Source organism: Clostridioides sp. LIBA-2809, from assembly GCF_056688965.1.
The window spans coordinates 2396390-2414718 of record NZ_CP197004.1 but is presented as its reverse complement, the minus strand read 5'-3'; the positions used below and the strand labels follow the sequence as shown (position 1 = coordinate 2414718).

General features: G+C 26.7%; 13 protein-coding genes. 11 read left to right on the top strand and 2 right to left on the bottom strand.

Annotated features, from left to right (window positions below):
* Nucleotides 1-2: 2 nt before the first annotated feature.
* A complete protein-coding gene (locus ACTG44_RS11540) occupies nucleotides 3-2306 on the top strand; it encodes a glycoside hydrolase (protein ID WP_479920483.1) in 2304 nt (767 codons plus the stop codon).
* A gap of 358 nt (nucleotides 2307-2664) precedes the next feature.
* On the opposite strand, the gene ACTG44_RS11535 is transcribed toward ACTG44_RS11540, so the two are convergent.
* On the bottom strand, nucleotides 2665-3918 hold the full coding sequence (locus ACTG44_RS11535; protein ID WP_021385055.1) for an MFS transporter: 1254 nt from the start codon (nucleotides 3916-3918) through the stop codon (nucleotides 2665-2667).
* Nucleotides 3919-4177: 259 nt separating this feature from the next.
* Between ACTG44_RS11535 and ACTG44_RS11530 the strand changes: the two genes are divergently transcribed.
* The 5 genes from ACTG44_RS11530 to ACTG44_RS11510 all read left to right on the top strand — a co-directional run bounded on the left by ACTG44_RS11530 (nucleotide 4178) and on the right by ACTG44_RS11510 (nucleotide 9252).
* On the top strand, nucleotides 4178-4672 hold the full coding sequence (locus tag ACTG44_RS11530; RefSeq protein WP_021385075.1) for a hypothetical protein: 495 nt from the start codon (nucleotides 4178-4180) through the stop codon (nucleotides 4670-4672).
* 27 nt (nucleotides 4673-4699) lie between these two features.
* Nucleotides 4700-5647 carry a hypothetical protein gene (locus tag ACTG44_RS11525; RefSeq protein ID WP_021385066.1) on the top strand — a complete coding sequence of 316 codons (948 nt, stop codon included), beginning with the start codon at nucleotides 4700-4702 and terminating at the stop codon, nucleotides 5645-5647.
* A 299-nt stretch (nucleotides 5648-5946) separates the two neighbouring features.
* Nucleotides 5947-6489, top strand: coding sequence for an N-acetylmuramoyl-L-alanine amidase (locus ACTG44_RS11520; RefSeq protein ID WP_021385077.1), 543 nt, complete (start codon nucleotides 5947-5949; stop codon nucleotides 6487-6489).
* A 325-nt stretch (nucleotides 6490-6814) separates the two neighbouring features.
* Complete coding sequence (locus tag ACTG44_RS11515) at nucleotides 6815-8308, top strand: DEAD/DEAH box helicase (RefSeq protein ID WP_479920482.1); 1494 nt, start codon at nucleotides 6815-6817, stop codon at nucleotides 8306-8308.
* A gap of 179 nt (nucleotides 8309-8487) precedes the next feature.
* Nucleotides 8488-9252 (top strand): alpha/beta fold hydrolase, encoded by a 765-nt coding sequence (locus ACTG44_RS11510; RefSeq protein WP_479920481.1) that lies wholly within the window; start codon nucleotides 8488-8490, stop codon nucleotides 9250-9252.
* Between the two features lie 104 nt (nucleotides 9253-9356).
* On the opposite strand, the gene ACTG44_RS11505 is transcribed toward ACTG44_RS11510, so the two are convergent.
* Complete coding sequence (locus tag ACTG44_RS11505) at nucleotides 9357-12542, bottom strand: DEAD/DEAH box helicase (RefSeq protein WP_479919052.1); 3186 nt, start codon at nucleotides 12540-12542, stop codon at nucleotides 9357-9359.
* A 329-nt stretch (nucleotides 12543-12871) separates the two neighbouring features.
* Between ACTG44_RS11505 and ACTG44_RS11500 the strand changes: the two genes are divergently transcribed.
* From ACTG44_RS11500 to ACTG44_RS11480, 5 genes are all read left to right on the top strand, one after another.
* Nucleotides 12872-14995: a molybdopterin-containing oxidoreductase family protein gene (locus tag ACTG44_RS11500; protein WP_479919051.1), complete on the top strand. Its 2124-nt coding sequence runs from the start codon at nucleotides 12872-12874 to the stop codon at nucleotides 14993-14995.
* A 13-nt stretch (nucleotides 14996-15008) separates the two neighbouring features.
* A complete protein-coding gene (locus tag ACTG44_RS11495; protein ID WP_479916934.1) occupies nucleotides 15009-15431 on the top strand; it encodes a 4Fe-4S dicluster domain-containing protein in 423 nt (140 codons plus the stop codon).
* A 258-nt stretch (nucleotides 15432-15689) separates the two neighbouring features.
* Entirely contained in the window at nucleotides 15690-16502 is an 813-nt protein-coding gene (locus tag ACTG44_RS11490; RefSeq protein ID WP_479916933.1) for an ABC transporter ATP-binding protein, read from the top strand.
* Nucleotides 16492-17259, top strand: a complete 768-nt coding sequence (locus ACTG44_RS11485) for an ABC transporter permease (protein WP_479916932.1) — start codon at nucleotides 16492-16494, stop codon at nucleotides 17257-17259. The genes ACTG44_RS11490 and ACTG44_RS11485 overlap by 11 nt, the downstream gene beginning before the upstream one ends.
* A 23-nt stretch (nucleotides 17260-17282) precedes the next feature.
* Nucleotides 17283-18326, top strand: a complete 1044-nt coding sequence (locus tag ACTG44_RS11480) for an ABC transporter substrate-binding protein (RefSeq protein WP_021385032.1) — start codon at nucleotides 17283-17285, stop codon at nucleotides 18324-18326.
* Nucleotides 18327-18329: the final 3 nt, after the last annotated feature.

Here is an 18329-nt window from a genome sequence, read left to right as displayed (position 1 = left end):
TTATGAAAAAAATAGTCTCGATATTTATAAGTTGTATGGTTGTTGTAACTACTCTTACTGGATGTAGTAGTGGTGAGGTGGCTAATAGCACATCATCCATGTATAGTGTTAAAAATTTGGATTTTAGCTTTGAAGTGAAACCTGAAACCTTTGAGGTATCAGTTGAATCCGGTGGTTCAAAAGAAAAGATATCTGAACCATCAAAAGAAAGGAAGGTATCAAATTTTAAAAAGACGAGTACACAAGCATCGTGGACATATCCTGATGAAAACATAGACATAAATATAAAAAAAGAGGACAATTATTTAGATGTAAATATTAAATCTAACTCAGAAAAAGAAACGAGCTTTAATTGGCCTAAAGTTGAAGGTGAAAGCTATGTACTACCACTTTATGAAGGTAAGTTTATTCCAAGTAATGATAAGTACTGGAAAGAGCATTTAAATGAATCAACTTATAATGTTATAGAATCTTTTTCAATGCAATTCTTTGCAGTAAACAAGGCAAAATATTCTGTGCTCTATATTATTGAAAATGAATTCAATAATGAAATTGAATTTAGTTCTAAAGATAAGATTAATTTTACATTTAAACATGAATATCCAAGTATCAATAAAAATAAAGAATATGGATTTAAAGTATATTTGACTAATAAAAATATTACAGATGTAGCAAAAACTTATAAAAACTATATAGTTGATAAAGGAGAGTTTAAAACATTAAAAGAAAAATCTAAGGAAAATAAGAATATTGAAAAGCTTTATGGAGCACCACAAATTTATTTTGGAGATAAATCTATAATAACAATAAATGATATTAAATGGAATAAATTAAAAGAAAACTTATCAGATGATTTGGTTAATTGGATGAAAGAACTTTTAAGTATGAAGCCTGATGATAGTGAATTTATAGAAGTGATTAATCAAATAAAAACTCAAGATTATATAGATAAATATCAAAAGAATCAAATAGTTCAAGTATTTAATGAAGTTATGCAGATGAATACTTTTTATAATGACAAAGTTTTTAACAGCAAGGATAAAGAGATAAAAAAAGTACTAGATAAAGGTATATCTAAATTAAATAGAGTAGAACTTATAGAATTTAACAAGAAGTTATTAAAATCAAAGTTGGGAGACAGTGTGAATAATGTTGATACATGGGCAAAGTATAATACAATTGATGTAATTAATGATATCAATAAATCTGGTATTAAAAATGCTTGGATAGGCTTTGATGATATGGAAGAGGGTTATATATCCCCAGAGATGGTTAAAAGAGCTAATGATTTAGGGTATCTAGTAGGACCATATGATTCATATCATTCTATACACAAGCCAGGGGAAGAAAAATGGAGTACGGCGTCATTTAAGGATAAATCTCTATATGAAAATGCTACTATAGAAAATAAAAAAGGTGAAAAAGAAACTGGATTTCAAGGAGAAGGAAGAAAGCTAAACCCTACATTGTCTTTACCAAGTGTGAAAGAGAGAGTACAAAGTATATTGGAAGAAGGATATAAATTTAATTCTTGGTTTATAGATTGTGATGCTACAGGTGAAATCTATGATGATTATTCTCAAAATCACATAACAACTCAAGCACAAGATTTAAAGGCTAGACTTGAAAGGATGTCATATATAAGAGATAATGCAAATATGGTTATAGGTTCAGAAGGTGGAAATGATTTTTCAAGTAGCACTATAGCATTTGCACATGGACTTGAGACACCAGCATTTGCTTGGGTAGATAAAGATATGAGTAAGAATAAAGAAAGTGAATATTATGTTGGTAAATACTATTCTCCAACAGGAGGAGTACCAGAAGTATTTTCAAAACAGACACCTGTAAAAGAGAAATATAAAAAAATATTTATAGACCCAGTTTACTCTCTGCCTTTATTCAGATTAGTTTATAATGATTCTGTTATATCTTCTCATCAGTGGTTATGGGGAACTTTCAAAATTAAGGACGAAGTTGGAAGTAGAATGATGAGAGAAGTATTGTATAATACACCACCTATGTATTATATAGATAGAACTGAATGGGAAAAACACAAAGATGAAATAGTTTCTCATAATAAAATATGGTCAGAGTTTAATAAAAAGGCTATTAAAAAAGAAATGACAGACTTTAAATTTATTTCTGAGGATAGATTAGTTCAAATGACTGAATATGGAGAAGATTTAAAGGTAGTAGCTAATTTCTCTCAAAAGGATGTCAAGTATAAGGATGAAGTTATAAAAGCAAATTCTCTGGTAATATATGATGAAGATAATAAAGTTGTATATAAACCAGAACAATAGATTTAATGAAAATAAAGATTGTTTAGATTTTAAGTGAAAAATAATATAATATTTATTTAGTTTATATTAAAATAGTGGCTATATTAATCTTAATAATTGATATAGTCACTATTATTTATATCTTTTTTAGTATATGACTCTAAAGTAAAATATTCAAAAATTCGATTTTGTACTTCTAATTTATCTTCAGTAGCTGATTTTATTTTAGAAATTATAGATAAAGTTCATATATATCGAAAATAAATAAACATTATGTCAAATGGCCATTCTGAAATAAGAATCAATCTAGTCATTTGACTTTAAAAAATATTTTTGAAAAAATGTCAAATTGGATGTTTTTAGTTATAATATGATTTTATTATGATATTTCGTTCTTATATAGATGCTTAGCAAGAATTGAGATTAATAGCATAATTATAAACATACATATTATAGGTATATAAACTTTAAGACTAAAAACTTCAAATAATTTACCATGCATAATTTGACCAACTGGGGCAACACATTGTGATACAGCTGTAATAGTGGCCATTACCTTTCCCAATAATTCATTAGGCGTTTGTTTTTGAACAATAGTTAGAACAAATACAGCAATAATTGTCATAGACATAGCTACAGGTATAATACAAATAAATAGTAATATAAAAGATGGATAATATCCTAGTCTGAGCATTGAAGGTGAAATTGAAATAGCCATTGGTATCATCAGAATACTAATTAGCATTAACCAGCGATATAGTGTATTCATCTTCATTTTTTTTGCAAATAAGCCTATTGAAAGTGCGCCTAAAACACTGCTAAATTCGATAATTCCTATTCCTATACCATACATATTATTACTACTGTTCATCGTTACACGTAAAATATATTGTATTCCTACAAGTAAAAATGGAGTTAAAAATAAATTTAAAGAAGCTGCCAGAATCATAGCTTTACTAATATAAGGTTGTTTTATGATATAAGAGAATCCTTTTTTCATGTCACTAACTATGGTCATTACTATATCTCCATTAAGTTCTCTTTTGTTAAAAGGTATATAAATAAATATCTCCATTACTGCTGATAGAAAAAATGAAATGCAGCTTATAATAAGAAGCATCTTAATTCCAATAAGACCATATAAAAAACCTCCAAGTACAGGAGCAAACATACTTGAAAGTGCACCTATTCCATTTACAATTCCATTTGCTTGTTCTAAATCTTTTTCATTTACTATTAAAGGTATACTTGCCTGTACAGTAGGTTGATACATACAACTAATAATAGATAGGAGTATCATAACAATTCCAATCAATACAATAGAATCATTTAGAGTAGAAAAAAGACAGATAAAAATGAGAATAATTATAGAACTCATAAAATCAAATATAACCATTAGATTTCTACGATTGAATCTATCAGCTATTGCACCACCAATTGGGGACAATAGAAGTGGAATATTTGATATTGCATATAAAGTTGCAAATATATCTGCACGACCTGTTATATCTAAAATATAAGTAGAAAGAGCAAATCTTAATAATGATGAACCCAGTATAGATATAATTTGACCAAGTACCATAAGGTTAAAGTTTTTGTTAAAAGAATTATTTATTTTATCTAAATTTTGCATTTATAGAACACCCCTCTTTTTTATGACTGACCGTCAGTCTAATAAGATTATAATAAACTATATCCAAAAAGTCAATAGTATATATACAATGAAAAATTTTAAAATAAGTTTTTACTGTTAATATAGAAATCAATATATATGAAAGATTATTATGTCTTAAAAAGGATAAGAGCTATATGGTGAATAATAAAAAATGGGTAATTTAGAAGAGTTTTTATGAATAGTATTAATATATAGATATAGGGAGATTGATGTGATTATGTATGAAAATAATAAGGTAATCTATAATTTTGAAAGATGTGAAAGACTAGAAAATACTTTTTATTTATCTCAATTTAATACATATAAAAATTTTAAGTTAACTTCTAAAAAATCCATAGTAAATTCATTGGAGACATCTGTTTGTAATATGAATATTCATAATATAAGTCTTGTTGATACGATGGAGTGTGTATCATTAGAAGATGAGCAAATGACGGGGAAGAAGTTAATTTTAGTTGGTGATATAGATACTAATGTGATACTAGATTATGTGGGAAATAAGAGAAATAGAAGTTCTAATAAGAGAAATATACTTAAGTTAAAAATACCTTTTAGTACATTTATACAAATGCCTAGAAGAATAGAAAATAAAGAGAAAATTAATTTAAAGTATCTTATACAAGATATGACATCGTCTATTTTAGATGATAATAATTTATTTATTAGTGTGACTGCAATTATAAGTTATGAAAATAGTTCTAAAATGGAGTAATCTTTAAATTATAGAAAGGTGGATGCAATGAGAATAACTAAAACTACTTTTAATGATGTCTTTTCAAATGATATAAGTGGAAGTATTTTAAAAGTAGAAAAATATGTTGATAAAAAATGTGCATCTGTATTCGAAATTTTGACTTATACTATTATTGTTACAAATACGAGTAGATATAAAACAGGAAATATATTTTTTAAAGATTATATTTCTAAATATATAGAATTTATAAATAATACTGTAAAAGTTAATGGTATTATAAAATGTGGATTAGACCCACAACAAGGTTTCTACATAGGAAAAATAGATGCTAATTGTAAAAAAATAATATCTTTTAAGAGTGTAGTTTTGCCAAATTCAGCATATAGAGTTATAAAAAACAACGCTAATATATACTATTATTATAAGTGTACCCTAGATAAATTTCCAACAAGAATATCAGTAGAAAGCAATAGTGTTTATACCAATATAAACAAAACTGTATTTAAGCAGTTGAATATAAGTAATTCTTTAAAGATGCCTAAAAACCTAAAAGATATATTAAAAGTAAACATAAATAGTAAGATACTTGATGTTAAACCTATAAAAAATCCTACAAACAAAGGAAAAGATTTAAAACTGTGTAATTTAATAGTTTTTGGTAGTATAGAATTTGAAATGGACTATAGTTGTAGAAATAGGAGTAAGTTCAAAGTAGTGAACAAGTCTGATAATATTCAGAAAGAAAAGGGTTATGATAATGATTTACAAAATAATAATGAAAATGTAAGTGACTGTAAGAAACAAACAAGTTTTAATGAGAATAAAGTAAAAAATATAACAAAAACTTTTGGATTTTCTTGTTTTATTTGTTCACCAGTTGGAATAGTTTATGAGGATATGAAAAATATAAATGTAAAAATTGAACATACATCAATAAATGAGTTAAATACAGATGAATTATTTATAAATACATCACTTTTATTGTATTATTAACTCTTCAAAGCTAAAATTTATTAAACTAGTATTTTATTAAATAAAAAAACATAGATATTGATATATATTGTATATACAAATAATTAATAGAAATTCTTAATTTTAAGTAATTCTAAATAATAAGTATAATATAATATTTTAAAAGTGTAGATTTATGATAAAATAAGACAAATATGTTAAAAAAATGATAATCACAGAGAACTTTTGCCTTCTTCAATTAATATATTATTATTAGTAATAACTTTAAAATTATATTACTATTATATAAAAATTGGCTTAAAAGAAGGTGAAAAAAGTAAATGAAAATATGCATAACAGTAGGTCATAGTATACTAAAGGGTGGCAAAAGTACAGGTGTAAGTAGCATAGTTGATGAATATAACTATAACAAAAAATTAGCTCCTATGTTAGCTGAGATGCTTATAAGTCAAGGTAATACAGTAGATGTAATAGTTTGTCCAGAAAGACATTTTATGTCAGAAAGAGAAGAATTTTTTTATAGAGTTCCAAAAGTAAATAGTGGTAAATACGATTTATTAGTAGAGCTACATTTAAATAAAGGTGATGGAACAAAACTTGGGACAGAAGTGCTTTATTATGGTAATGAAGGGTTAGAATATGCCAAAAGAGTATCTAATAAACTTGGAGAATTATTTGAAAATAGAGGAGCTAAAAAAAGAGAAAATTTATATATATTGAGAAATACAAATCCAGTTGCAATACAAATTGAAAGTTTTTTCTGTGATAATGTGAATGATTGTAATAAAGCAAATGAAGCAGGTTATGATTGTATAGCAAGATTAATTACAGAAGGTATATTGAATAAAGATATAAGTATGTGAGATTATGGCGATTTAGGTGTTGATTAATACCTTTCAATTTTAGATACAAACTAAAACACAATATATTAGTATAATTTAAACTTGCGAAAGACATGTTATTTTGGTTATTAACAAGAAATACCCCTTGAAAGTATTGATTTATCAATATATTCAAGGGGTATTTAAATACAGAAATCTAGCTTGTTTAGAGCTAAACTATAGCTTTATATAATATCTATTTTATGTTAAATATAATAAATAATATAAAAATGTTATAACCTTGTATTATAATAATATAATGTAGAAAAATATAAGAGATAAGATAAATATGACAAGGTGGTAATATATGAAATATACATTTGAAAGTTTTAAGTTAGATGAAAAGATACTTAAGTCCTTAAAAAATTTAGGATATAATATACCTTCTAGAGTACAAATAGAGGTTATTCCAAAATTATTAGATGGTCAAAACATAGCAGTGAAATCAAAAACAGGAAGTGGAAAAACAGCAAGCTTTGCGATACCTGTATGTGAAAATATAGATGTAGAACACAATAATATTCAAGCACTTATAGTTGTCCCAACAAGAGAACTAGCATTACAAGTAAAAGATGAGATATCAGGGATAGGAAGATTAAAGAAGGTGAGATGTAGTGCTATATTTGGTAAACAACCTATAAAAGAACAAATAGCAGAATTAAAGCAAAGGGTTCATATTGTTGTAGCTACTCCAGGTAGAATAATTGACCATATAAATAAAGGTACTATTAAGTTGGAAAACATAAAGTATTTAGTAATAGATGAAGCTGATAAGATGTTTAATAAAGGTTTTGTTGAACAAATGGAAAAAATATTATCTAATTTGCCTAAAGAAAAAACGATAGGGCTTTTTTCAGCTACAATGAATGAAGAGATAAGATATATATGTGAAAAATATATGCTAAACTATAATATTATAAATATAGATGAAAATGAAGATAAAAACAATGAGAAAATAAAACAAATAGATGATAGAATAGTAAAATCTAATGAAAGAGATAAGTATGTAATTTTAAAAGAGTTAATATACAGTGAGAATCCAAAGAGTGTAATAATTTTTTGTAATACTAGAGAAAAAGTATCTAGATTATATAATAAAATGAGTAAAGATGGTTTTTTGGTAAGGCAGTTACATGCCGATTTATCACAAGAAAAAAGAATCTTTGTGATTAAGGATTTTAAGGATTTAAAGTTCAATGTACTAGTTAGTAGTGATGTAGCATCTAGAGGAATACATATTGATGATATTTCCTTAGTTGTAAACTATGATGTACCTTATGATAAGGAAAACTACATACATAGAATAGGTAGAACTGGAAGAAAAGGAAGTAGTGGAAAAGCCATTACTATAGTAGATATACAAGATGAAAAATATCTGGATGGAATACAAGAATATATAGGATATAAAATAGATGAAATACCTACAATAGAAAAAAATAGAATTATGTTAGGTAAAAGATTGTTTGATGAATATTCAAAAGACCTTTTAAAAGAAGCATTAAAAAGAAAGAAAGTCAGTAAAAGTTATCAAAAAGGAAAAGATACAAAACTAAATTCAGAAGATGAAGTGGTAAGATTATATTTAAATGCTGGGAAAAAAAAGAAAATAAGAGTTTTAGATATAGTTGGGGCGTTTAGCAACCTAAAAGGAGTTACTAATGATGATATAGGTGTAATAGAAGTTCAAGATTTGTGTTCATATGTAGATATATTGAATTATAAAGGAGATTTAATATCAAAAAAATATAAAGAAATACCTATAAAGAAAAAGATGGTTAAAGTAAAGAGAGATATGAGATAGTTGAAGTTAAGAATGTGAATTAAGTTTAATAAAATAAAATAATTTTATATTTTTAAAAAATTATTAAGTTACAAAACTTTAAAAAGTAAGCTATAATGGTCCTAAATGTTTATAACAATAGTCACTATGAATATAAGTTATAAACATGTATTTATAAAGATATTGGAGGAGGGGAATATATGGGATATTTTACCTATAATGACAAAAAATGCTACTATAACGAGATAGGAGAGGGTACACCATTACTTTTTTTACATGGTAATACTGCTTCTTCTAAAATGTTTAATGAAGTAGTTGATTTTTACAAAGATGAATATAAGGTAATATTAATAGATTTTGTAGGTCATGGTCAATCTGAAATGGTAGATAAATTCTCTGTAGATTTATGGTTCGATGAGGCCATGCAAGTTATATGCTTTTTAGAAAAAATGAACTATAAAAAGGTGAATATAATTGGCAGTAGTGGAGGGGCTCTTGTAGCATTAAATGTTGCTCTTGAAAGACCTGACTTAGTTAATAAAGTAATAGCAGACAGTTTTGAGGGAGAAGTTCCTTTAGAATCATTTGTAAAAAACGTGAAAACAGAGCGTGAAGAATCAAAAAAAGATGATGGTGCAAAAGCTTTTTATATTTATAATCAAGGAGACAACTGGGAAAAAGTTATAGATAATGATACAGAAGCTATTTTTGAACATTATAAAACTATAGGAAAGTTTTTTCATAAACCTCTAGAAACTATGCAACCAGATGTACTTTTAACAGGAAGTAAAGAAGATGAATTTGTATCTTTAGTATCTCATGATTTTTTTGAAAATACTTTTTCAGCAATTCTTAAAAAAATTAAAAATGGTAAAATGCACTTGTTTGATAAAGGTGGTCATCCAGCTATCTTATCAAATGGATTAAGTTTTGCAAATGTAGCAAAGAAATTTTTAAAAGAATAATTTAATAATACGATTATTTAAAGTTTTAGGATTTACATAAAATGTAGCTTAACTATATAAATTTTAGAATAAATTTATATAGTTAAGCTTTAAGATTAAATACTTTAATTAAATAAATCTATTATCTCATCATCAGACAAACTTTTCAAGACACCTTCATTGGATAATTCTCCATTTATAAATTGGTTTATAAGTTCTTTTTTACTTTCCTGTAATTTTATTATTTTTTCTTCTATAGTTCCTTTAGCAATTAATTTTATAACTTGTACTGAATTTTTTTGCCCAAATCTATGAGCTCTATCACTAGCTTGATTTTCCACCGATGGATTCCACCATGGGTCAAAGTGAATTACCATATCAGCAGATGTAAGGTTTAAACCAGTTCCACCTGCTTTTAAAGATATTAAAAAAACTTTTTTATCCGTACTTGTATTAAATGTATCTACGAGTTCAAGTCTTTCTTTAGCATTAGTCTTGCCATCTATATAATGGTATTCAATTTTGTACTTATCAAGTTCTTTACTTATGTTTTTAAGTACAGATGTAAATTGTGAAAACAGTAATATCTTGTGGTTTTCATTTATACTATCTCTAAGTATTTCTAAACATGTTTCAATTTTTGAACTTTTTTTACTGTAATCTTTTACTACTATACTTGGGTCTAAACAAAGCTGTCTTAGTTTTGTTAAATAGGAAAATATAACTATTTTATCTTTTTTTAGATTTTTATCTTTTATTTTATCTTGTATATCTTTTGCATATACACTATATACCTTTTTCTGTTCTTTATTTAGCTCTACAAAAAAGTTTTTCTCAATTTTATCTGGAAGCTCTTTCATAACTTGTTTTTTGCTTCTTCTAAGAATAAAAGGTTTTATCAGTTTTTTTAAATTTTTAACATTATCTTCTTTATTTATGAATAGCTCTTGAAATTTTGTTTTACTATATAAATAACCAGGCATTATAAAATCAAATATAGACCACAATTCTAGCAAATTATTTTCCATAGGTGTGCCAGTAAGTGCAAATTTATTTTCTGCATTTATACTTTTTACAGATTCAGTTACTAAAGCTACTGGATTTTTGATATTTTGAGCCTCATCTATTATACAATAATCAAACTTTATTTCACTATATTTTTCTAAATCATTTCTAAGAGTTCCATATGTTGTAAGTATTACGTCGAAATTTTGTAACTCCATAAAACATTTCTCTCTATCTCTCTTACTTCCATGTATCAATAAAACTTTTATATCTGGAGCAAACTTTTCAAATTCATTTTTCCAATTATAAATAAGTGATGTGGGTGTAACAATAAGACTTTTTTTGTTGGATAATGATAATAAAAATGCAATAGTCTGTATTGTCTTACCAAGGCCCATTTCATCAGCTAGTATACCACCGAATTTATAATAATCTAAAACTTTAAACCAATTAAAACCATTTATTTGGTAGTCACGAAGGTCTGCTTTTAAATTGTTTGGAATATCTAAATTTATACTATCAAAATTTCTAAATTTTTCACAAATGCTGTCTAATTCTTTTTTGCCCTCTATAAATTTTAAATTTTTACCTTTTATCATGTCATTTATATATAGAGCTTTATTATTATGAATTTTGTTGTTTTTTGATTTATCTATTATATCTAGATTTTCAACTAATTCAAAAAAATCTTTTGTTTCTCTCTCTGATAAGTCTATAAAATTTCCATCTTTAAGCTTATAAAAAGTACGTTTCTCTTGAAAAGCTTTCAGAATAGACTTGTACTCTTTTGGATTTATATCAGATATATTAAAATTAAATTCTAAATAATTTTGATTAGTTTGATTAATTGAAGCTTGAATTGATGAAGAATTATATATCTTTTTCAATTTAAACTTCTCAGAATAATATATATCTCCAAATTCTTTTAAAGATTCTAATTGTGAATCTAAAAATGTAAATAGGTCATAATCACTTCCTTTAAATACATAACTGTTATTTTCTTTTACAAATTGCGAAGAAGTTATTTTATTTTCAATTTTAGCTTCTTTTTGTGTGTTGGGAAGTATAAACTTTTTCTCTTCATTGTCATATATATACTTTATATCACAACAGATGTTTCCATCAATCATATCAAAGTAAAATTCAGCTTTAAAATCTTTTGTTATATTATTTGTTATATTATCATCTAAATAGACTTCTTGAGATATAGCTCTTAATTTAGGTACTAACAATCCTAAAACATCTTTAGAATCTTCTTTATCAAACTTTAATTCTTTAGATTTTGATAATACTTGATAGATTTTTGAATAATCATGAGCTTTTTTATGTGATAACAAGTATAGATTACCATCATATAAAAGTACATCATTTTTTTTAGTAAGTGGAACAGGTAGTGAATCTTGAGAAGATAAGACTATTTTATCTTCTATATTTTTAAAATTAAACTTTACTGGCAAAGCATCCTTTAATATTCTTGGATGGTATTCTTTTTTAGAAAAAATAAGGGTAAAATCTTTGTATTCAATAGCATTTAAAAACTGTTTTAAAGAACTTGCATTTATCTCCATAAACTTTTTTGAATATGATGAAGAAAAATTGTATGAAAGATTTGTACCATATTCTTCTATAATATCTACTAATTTCTCGTCTTCATCAGCAAAATAATGAATGTTAGGATTGTAAATAAATTTTTTCCCAAAATCTAATTCATATCCATTAAGTTTTGAATATGCAAATTCAGTAATATTTTTTAGAATATACATCTTATCAATTCCAATTTTAAATTCAGCAATTGCTTTATTTGAATCAACATTTATTAATACATCTAAATTAACTCTTTCTTTTTTAGTATTATCTAAAAAAGAAAGCAATTGCTTACTTAAGTCTAAGTTAGTTTTAGAATTAGTATTAGAAATTTTATCCTTATTATCACCTAATATGTCTATTAAAATAGGAGGAACATCTTTTTTATTTTTTATTTGTTTTAAGCTTTTTATAACAATAGCAACTATATGTTTACATATAAAAAGTCTTTGATTTGTACCTTTTGATTGACAATCAGCACAGCTACAGTCATTTTCAATTATCTTAAAGTGTCTTATATCTATAGTTATTGAACTAAAGTAAAAGCTATAATTATCTTCAGAATTTACTCCACCACGAAATGTCAACAGATTATTTTGTAGGTCATCAATATCTATGTCTATATAATCAACCAACTGATTAGTGTAGTATTTTACACCTCTTGACCACCTTGATGGTTCTGTATTTCTTTTTATTAATTTATATATCATATCTATTTTCATTTTATTCACCTTACCTCACTGTATATATTATAATCTAAATGCATTTAATTTACACTCTAAATCTGTAGCTTAAATTAAAGTATATATAAATAGCTTTTATCTATCATAAGATACATGTAAATAATAATTTACTATTAGATTTTTATCATATTATCTTATAAACTATGAATTAAAAATAATTATCTAAATAAATATTAAAAATATAAAGCTTTATTATTAAAATATTCTTGATATTATAATATATAGGATTTAAAGTATGATATTTGAATAAAAAGAATGTATAATAAGTTTAATAATTATATTTATTATTGGGAAAGGAGAGTGTCGATATGAATAATTGTAACTTGCTTAAAGCTAAAATACCATGTGAAGAAACTGGTATAGAAATAAAGAGAACTTTGTGTGATATTTGTTCTCCAGGAGTACATTGTGGAATTGATGCATATGTTAAAGATGGTAAAATAATAAAAATAGAAGGTACAAAAGAACATCCAATGAATAAGGGATTGTTATGTACGAAAGGTCTTTGTAATAGGGAGTATATCTATAGAGAAGATAGAATAAAGACACCACTAAAGAGAATTGGTAAAAGAGGTGAAGGTAAGTTTAAGCCAATATCATGGGAAGAGGCTTATAGTGAAATAGGAGAGAGGTTAAATAAAATAAAGAGTGATTATGGAGCAAAACATGTGGCATTTTTTACAGGTTATGGAAAATGGTATAGACCGTTTTTACAAAGGTTTGCATCTTCATTTGGTTCTCCTAACTACGGTACAGAATCTAGCTCATGCTCAACATCTGCACAGATGGCTGGAAATGTTGCTACTGGGAGAAACTTTACAATGCAAGATATGGAAAATACAAAGACTTACTTAGGGTGGGGATTTAATCCATACTACTCTAAATTTTTAAATAGTGTAAATCTAACAAAATTAAAAGAAAAAGGTGTAAAATTTATAATTGTAGACCCTAGAATAACACCAACAACTCAAAAAGTAGCAGACCTTCATTTGAGAGTTAAACCTGGGACTGATGGAGCTTTAGCTCTTGGGATGGCAAATCTATTTATACAAAGAGATTTAATAGATAAAGAATACATAGAAAAACATGTACATGGATTTAATGAATATAAAGAATATGTAAAGTCATTTGATTTAGATACTGTAAGTAAGATTACAGGAGTTTCTAAGGATGACATAGCAAAGGCAGTAGATATGTTGTCGCAAGGTCCGTTTTGCATAAATGAAAGCGCAGCTCCAATAGTGCATCATCAAAATGGATTTCAAAACTATAGAGCAATGATGTCTTTATCTGCTATAACAGGTAATTATGATAGAGTAGGTGGTAATATACCAAAACAAGATTATTTTGCTGGTAAGTTAGGTGGATTTCAGGCACTAGAAAAAGAGTTTGTGAAAGAAGTTCTACCTAAAAATATAAATGAAAGAATTGGTGGAGAAAGGTTTCCTCTATGGAATGAGATGGTGACTCAGTTTCAAGCGATGGATTTAACAAGACAAATAGAAGAAAAAACACCATATGAAATAAAAGCTTTATTTTGTCATGGCATAAATGCTAGAATGTTTCCTAATTCGGGTAGACTTTTTAAAGCATTAGATACTGTAGATTTTTTTGTAAATATAGATTTATTTATGACAGACGCATCAAAATATGCAGATATACTTTTACCTGCATGTACATCTTTTGAAAGAGAAGAATGTAAGAGTTATCCAGGTGGATATATTACATATACTAAAAAAGTCATTGATACATTATATGATTCAAAATCAGACGTAGAAATACTTTCAGATTTAGCAAATGTTATGGAGATAGATGATGATTTATTAAAGGCAGGTTATGAAGTAAGTATAAGACATATGTTCAAAGATACCTGTGTGGATGTGGACAAACTTAAAGAAAGTGATTTACCATTAAAATGTAAAGATTTTAAACCATACATAGTGGGTTCATATACAAGAGATGGATATGATACGAGTACATCTAAGTTTGAATTGAAATCTGTAATTATTGAAAAATACAAAGATTTTGGACTAGATGCACTACCAACATATACAGGATTTAATGATGATATAGATAATGATTATACTCATCTATTGACATCTGGAGCAAGAATTCCAAATGCACTACATTCAAGACTTCATGATGTCAAACTTTCAAGACTATTAAAAAATGAAGCTAGTTGCGATATTTCTAGTTTAGATGCAAAAGAATTGGATGTTATCAGTGGAGATTATATAAAAATAACTACTAAAATAGGAAGTTTAAATGTAAAAGTTAATGTTACAGACAGAGTCTTATACAGAAATATACATATGTATCATGGATACAGAGAAGCTGATGTAAATAGCATTATTTGTGATAATTTTGACCCTTATAGTGGATTCCCTGCATATAGAAGTTGTAAGTGTAAGATTGAAAAGATAAATAGATAGATGGAGGGATATAATGAAAAGTTTATTTAAATTTAATAAAGAATTATGTACAGCATGTGGAGCATGTTTACTTGCTTGTGTAGACCAAAATGATAATGATATAGATAATGGCGAACTTTTTAGACGTGTATTTACAATGGAAGATGGTGAAAATATAGAATATTTTTCGTTAGCATGTATTCATTGTGATGAGCCAAAATGTTTGGATATATGTCCTAAAGACTGTTTTAAAAAAGAAGATGGGTTTATTTTATTGGATAATCAAAACTGTATAGGATGTAAACTTTGTGAAAAAGCTTGTGAATATGGAGCTTTGAATTATGGCAAGGATGGCAAGGCAAATAAGTGTAATGGGTGTGTTGAAAGACATGAATGTGGTATGGATTTACCTTGTGTAATGGTATGTCCTACAGGAGCATTAAAATTTAATAAATAAATCAAATATAAATAGCGACTTGCACTTAGATGTAAGATGTTTTTTATGAAAGGCTACATTGAGTTTGTATTATAACAAACTTAATGTAGTTTTTTTTATGGATATAGTTGGATACTATAATATGGTTATTGGAGATAGTTTTTTGCTATTGGACAAAGAATGGAAAACATATTAAACTTATGTTGTTCAAAGTCGAAGTATAATATAATAAATAGAAAATTGTATTATATTTGTAGTATATAAATAAGGGGTATTGAAATGGAAAACACAAATACATTAATTTTAAAAAATATTACTCATTATTATCAATCTAAAAATGGAGAACGTATACATGCTATTAATGATATAGACCTTTCTGTAAAAAAAGGAGAGTTTTTAGCTATTGTTGGTTCTAGTGGATGTGGAAAAAGTACACTTTTAAACATAATGTGTGGTATGTTAAAACCTACAAAAGGAGAAGTCTTAATTGATGGAAAACCATTGCATTTTGGGAGACATAAAATAGGATACATATCACAGATGGATACTTTACTTCCTTGGAGAAAGATAGTTGATAATATTGCTCTTGGTCTTGAGATAAGGGGAGAAGACAAAAAACATAGAATAAAATTGGCAAAAGAGCTTATGCAAACTAGTGGTTTAGCTGGTTTTGAGGAAAAATATCCATATGAGCTTTCTGGAGGGATGAGAAAAAGAGCGATTATAATGCGTGCTTTAGCACAAGACCCAGATGTTATTTTTATGGATGAACCATTTGGTCCATTAGATGTATTTACAAGAGAATTGCTACAGGATGAAATTCTAAATATTTGGCAAAAAAGAAAAAATACTATTGTGTATATTACTCATGATATATCAGAAGCAATAACATTGGCAGATAGAATTATACTTATGAGTTATAGACCTTCATCTATTAAATCAGAATATATTGTAGATTTACCTAGACCACGTAATAATATAGAAAGTAAATCAAGCCCTCAATTTATAGAATTAGAAAAGCAAATTTGGGATGATATAAAGTCTGAAGTAATAAAAGGAAGAAAAGAGGAGATGGGTGAGTATGGAGATTAAAAAAATACTAAAAAAATGTTATTGTTTAATTTTTATAGTGATATTTTTAATGGTCTGGGAATATCTATCTGACAATAATCTCATTAATACTTTTTTCTTTAGTTCACCATTAAACATCATAAAAGATTTAATAGCTATGTTTAATACAGGTGAAATATGGCCTCATATTTATATAACATTAAAAGCTTCATTATTTGGTTTGTTTTATGGTGTAGTATTTGGCGTAATAATAGCATTTTTATTTGGAAATATACCACTTTTAGCAGATATATTCGACCCAATATTAGTAGGATTATATGGATTACCAAAACTATCACTTGGGCCTTTATTTATAATTTGGTTTGGAATAGGGTTACAAGCCAAAATTTTTATGGCTGCAATAATGGTGTTCTTTTTGGTGTTTTTTAATGCGTATGCAGGTTTTAAAAATGTAGATATAAATTTAATAAATACATTAAAAATTATGGGTGCATCCAAGTTGCAAATTATACAAAAAGTAATATTACCTTCCTGTGTTCCTTGGATTATGGCTAGTTTACGTTCAGGAGCAGGAGCTTCGGTTTTAGGTGCAATAGTTGGAGAATATTTAGGTTCTAATCAGGGTTTAGGATGGATGGTGCAAGCAGCTGGAGGAGTTTACAATATTACAAGAGTACTATCTTGTATATTTTTAATGATGTTTATAATGTCAATGCTTGATTATATATTAAAACATGTGGAAAAAAGAATTTTAAGATGGAGAGAGAGTATTGACTAAAAAATAATGTGAGGAGAGAAAATATGAAAAAGTTTATTTCAATTTTATTATGTGGTGTTATGTTATTAGGCATGGTTGCTTGTAGCTCTGGAAAAGAAGAAGACAAGAGTTCAAACAATGCTAAAAAAGAAACAAAACAATTAGAAAAGGTTAAAGTATCTGAACCAGTTAGAGGTGAGCTTTGGGGACCAGCATACTTAGCAAAAGCACTAGGATTTTTTGAAGAAGAAGGTTTAGATGTGGAATTTGTTACAGTTCAAAGTGATATGCCAACAGCACCAGTATTATCTGGTGATGCTCAATTTGGTCTATATGGGCCAGAAATGATTTTAGGTTTTAATGAAAAAAATCAAGGTACTAAGTTATTACTTTCAACTACACAAAAATATCCATATTCATTTGTGGTAGCACCAAAATATAGTAGCGTAAAAGATATGAAAGGTAAAACTATAAATGGGGCTGATAGTGGTTCATCTCCTAGAGCATTTGTACGTTCTGTGTTAAAAGAAAATGGTCTTAATCCAGATACTGATGCTACATATGTAAATCTTCCAAACTCAGCATTAGTTGCAGCTTTGGAAAAAGAAGATGTTGCAGGTAGTTATGTATCTCCGTCTGCTCGTAAAATTGTACTTGATGCAGGTAATAAGTTAGTTGAAGATATATATAATCCAGAAGTTCATAAAAAATTAATTGGTTCTGAAAATTATGAAATGTATATAACATTTACTACAGACAAATACATAAAAGAAAATCCAGAAACAGTACAAAAATATGTAAATGCTATATATAAAGCTATATTATGGACAAATGAAAATTCTGCAGAAAAAATAATAGAAACATTGAAACCATTATTCCCAGGAAATGAAATGCTTGAAGATTCTGTAAAAGAAATAAAAGATAATAATATATATTCTAAAGATGGAAGTTTCACTGATGATGGGTATGCAGCTATAAATAGAATGTCTATGGCTTCAGGTGTTATTAAACAAGAAATACCTCGTGAAAAGGCTATAGATGATACTTTCTTAAAAGATGCTCAAAAAAATGTTAAGTTAGATAAATAGATA

Excerpts from the sequence above, each read along its gene's own strand:
- ACTG44_RS11540 (WP_479920483.1), top strand. The coding sequence starts at position 3 with ATGAAAAAAATAGTCTCGATATTTATAAGTTGTATGGTTGTTGTAACT.
- ACTG44_RS11535 (WP_021385055.1), bottom strand. The coding sequence starts at position 3,918 with ATGCAAAATTTAGATAAAATAAATAATTCTTTTAACAAAAACTTTAAC.
- ACTG44_RS11530 (WP_021385075.1), top strand. The coding sequence starts at position 4,178 with ATGTATGAAAATAATAAGGTAATCTATAATTTTGAAAGATGTGAAAGA.
- ACTG44_RS11525 (WP_021385066.1), top strand. The coding sequence starts at position 4,700 with ATGAGAATAACTAAAACTACTTTTAATGATGTCTTTTCAAATGATATA.
- ACTG44_RS11520 (WP_021385077.1), top strand. The coding sequence starts at position 5,947 with ATGAAAATATGCATAACAGTAGGTCATAGTATACTAAAGGGTGGCAAA.
- ACTG44_RS11515 (WP_479920482.1), top strand. The coding sequence starts at position 6,815 with ATGAAATATACATTTGAAAGTTTTAAGTTAGATGAAAAGATACTTAAG.
- ACTG44_RS11510 (WP_479920481.1), top strand. The coding sequence starts at position 8,488 with ATGGGATATTTTACCTATAATGACAAAAAATGCTACTATAACGAGATA.
- ACTG44_RS11505 (WP_479919052.1), bottom strand. The coding sequence starts at position 12,542 with ATGAAAATAGATATGATATATAAATTAATAAAAAGAAATACAGAACCA.
- ACTG44_RS11500 (WP_479919051.1), top strand. The coding sequence starts at position 12,872 with ATGAATAATTGTAACTTGCTTAAAGCTAAAATACCATGTGAAGAAACT.
- ACTG44_RS11495 (WP_479916934.1), top strand. The coding sequence starts at position 15,009 with ATGAAAAGTTTATTTAAATTTAATAAAGAATTATGTACAGCATGTGGA.
- ACTG44_RS11490 (WP_479916933.1), top strand. The coding sequence starts at position 15,690 with ATGGAAAACACAAATACATTAATTTTAAAAAATATTACTCATTATTAT.
- ACTG44_RS11485 (WP_479916932.1), top strand. The coding sequence starts at position 16,492 with ATGGAGATTAAAAAAATACTAAAAAAATGTTATTGTTTAATTTTTATA.
- ACTG44_RS11480 (WP_021385032.1), top strand. The coding sequence starts at position 17,283 with ATGAAAAAGTTTATTTCAATTTTATTATGTGGTGTTATGTTATTAGGC.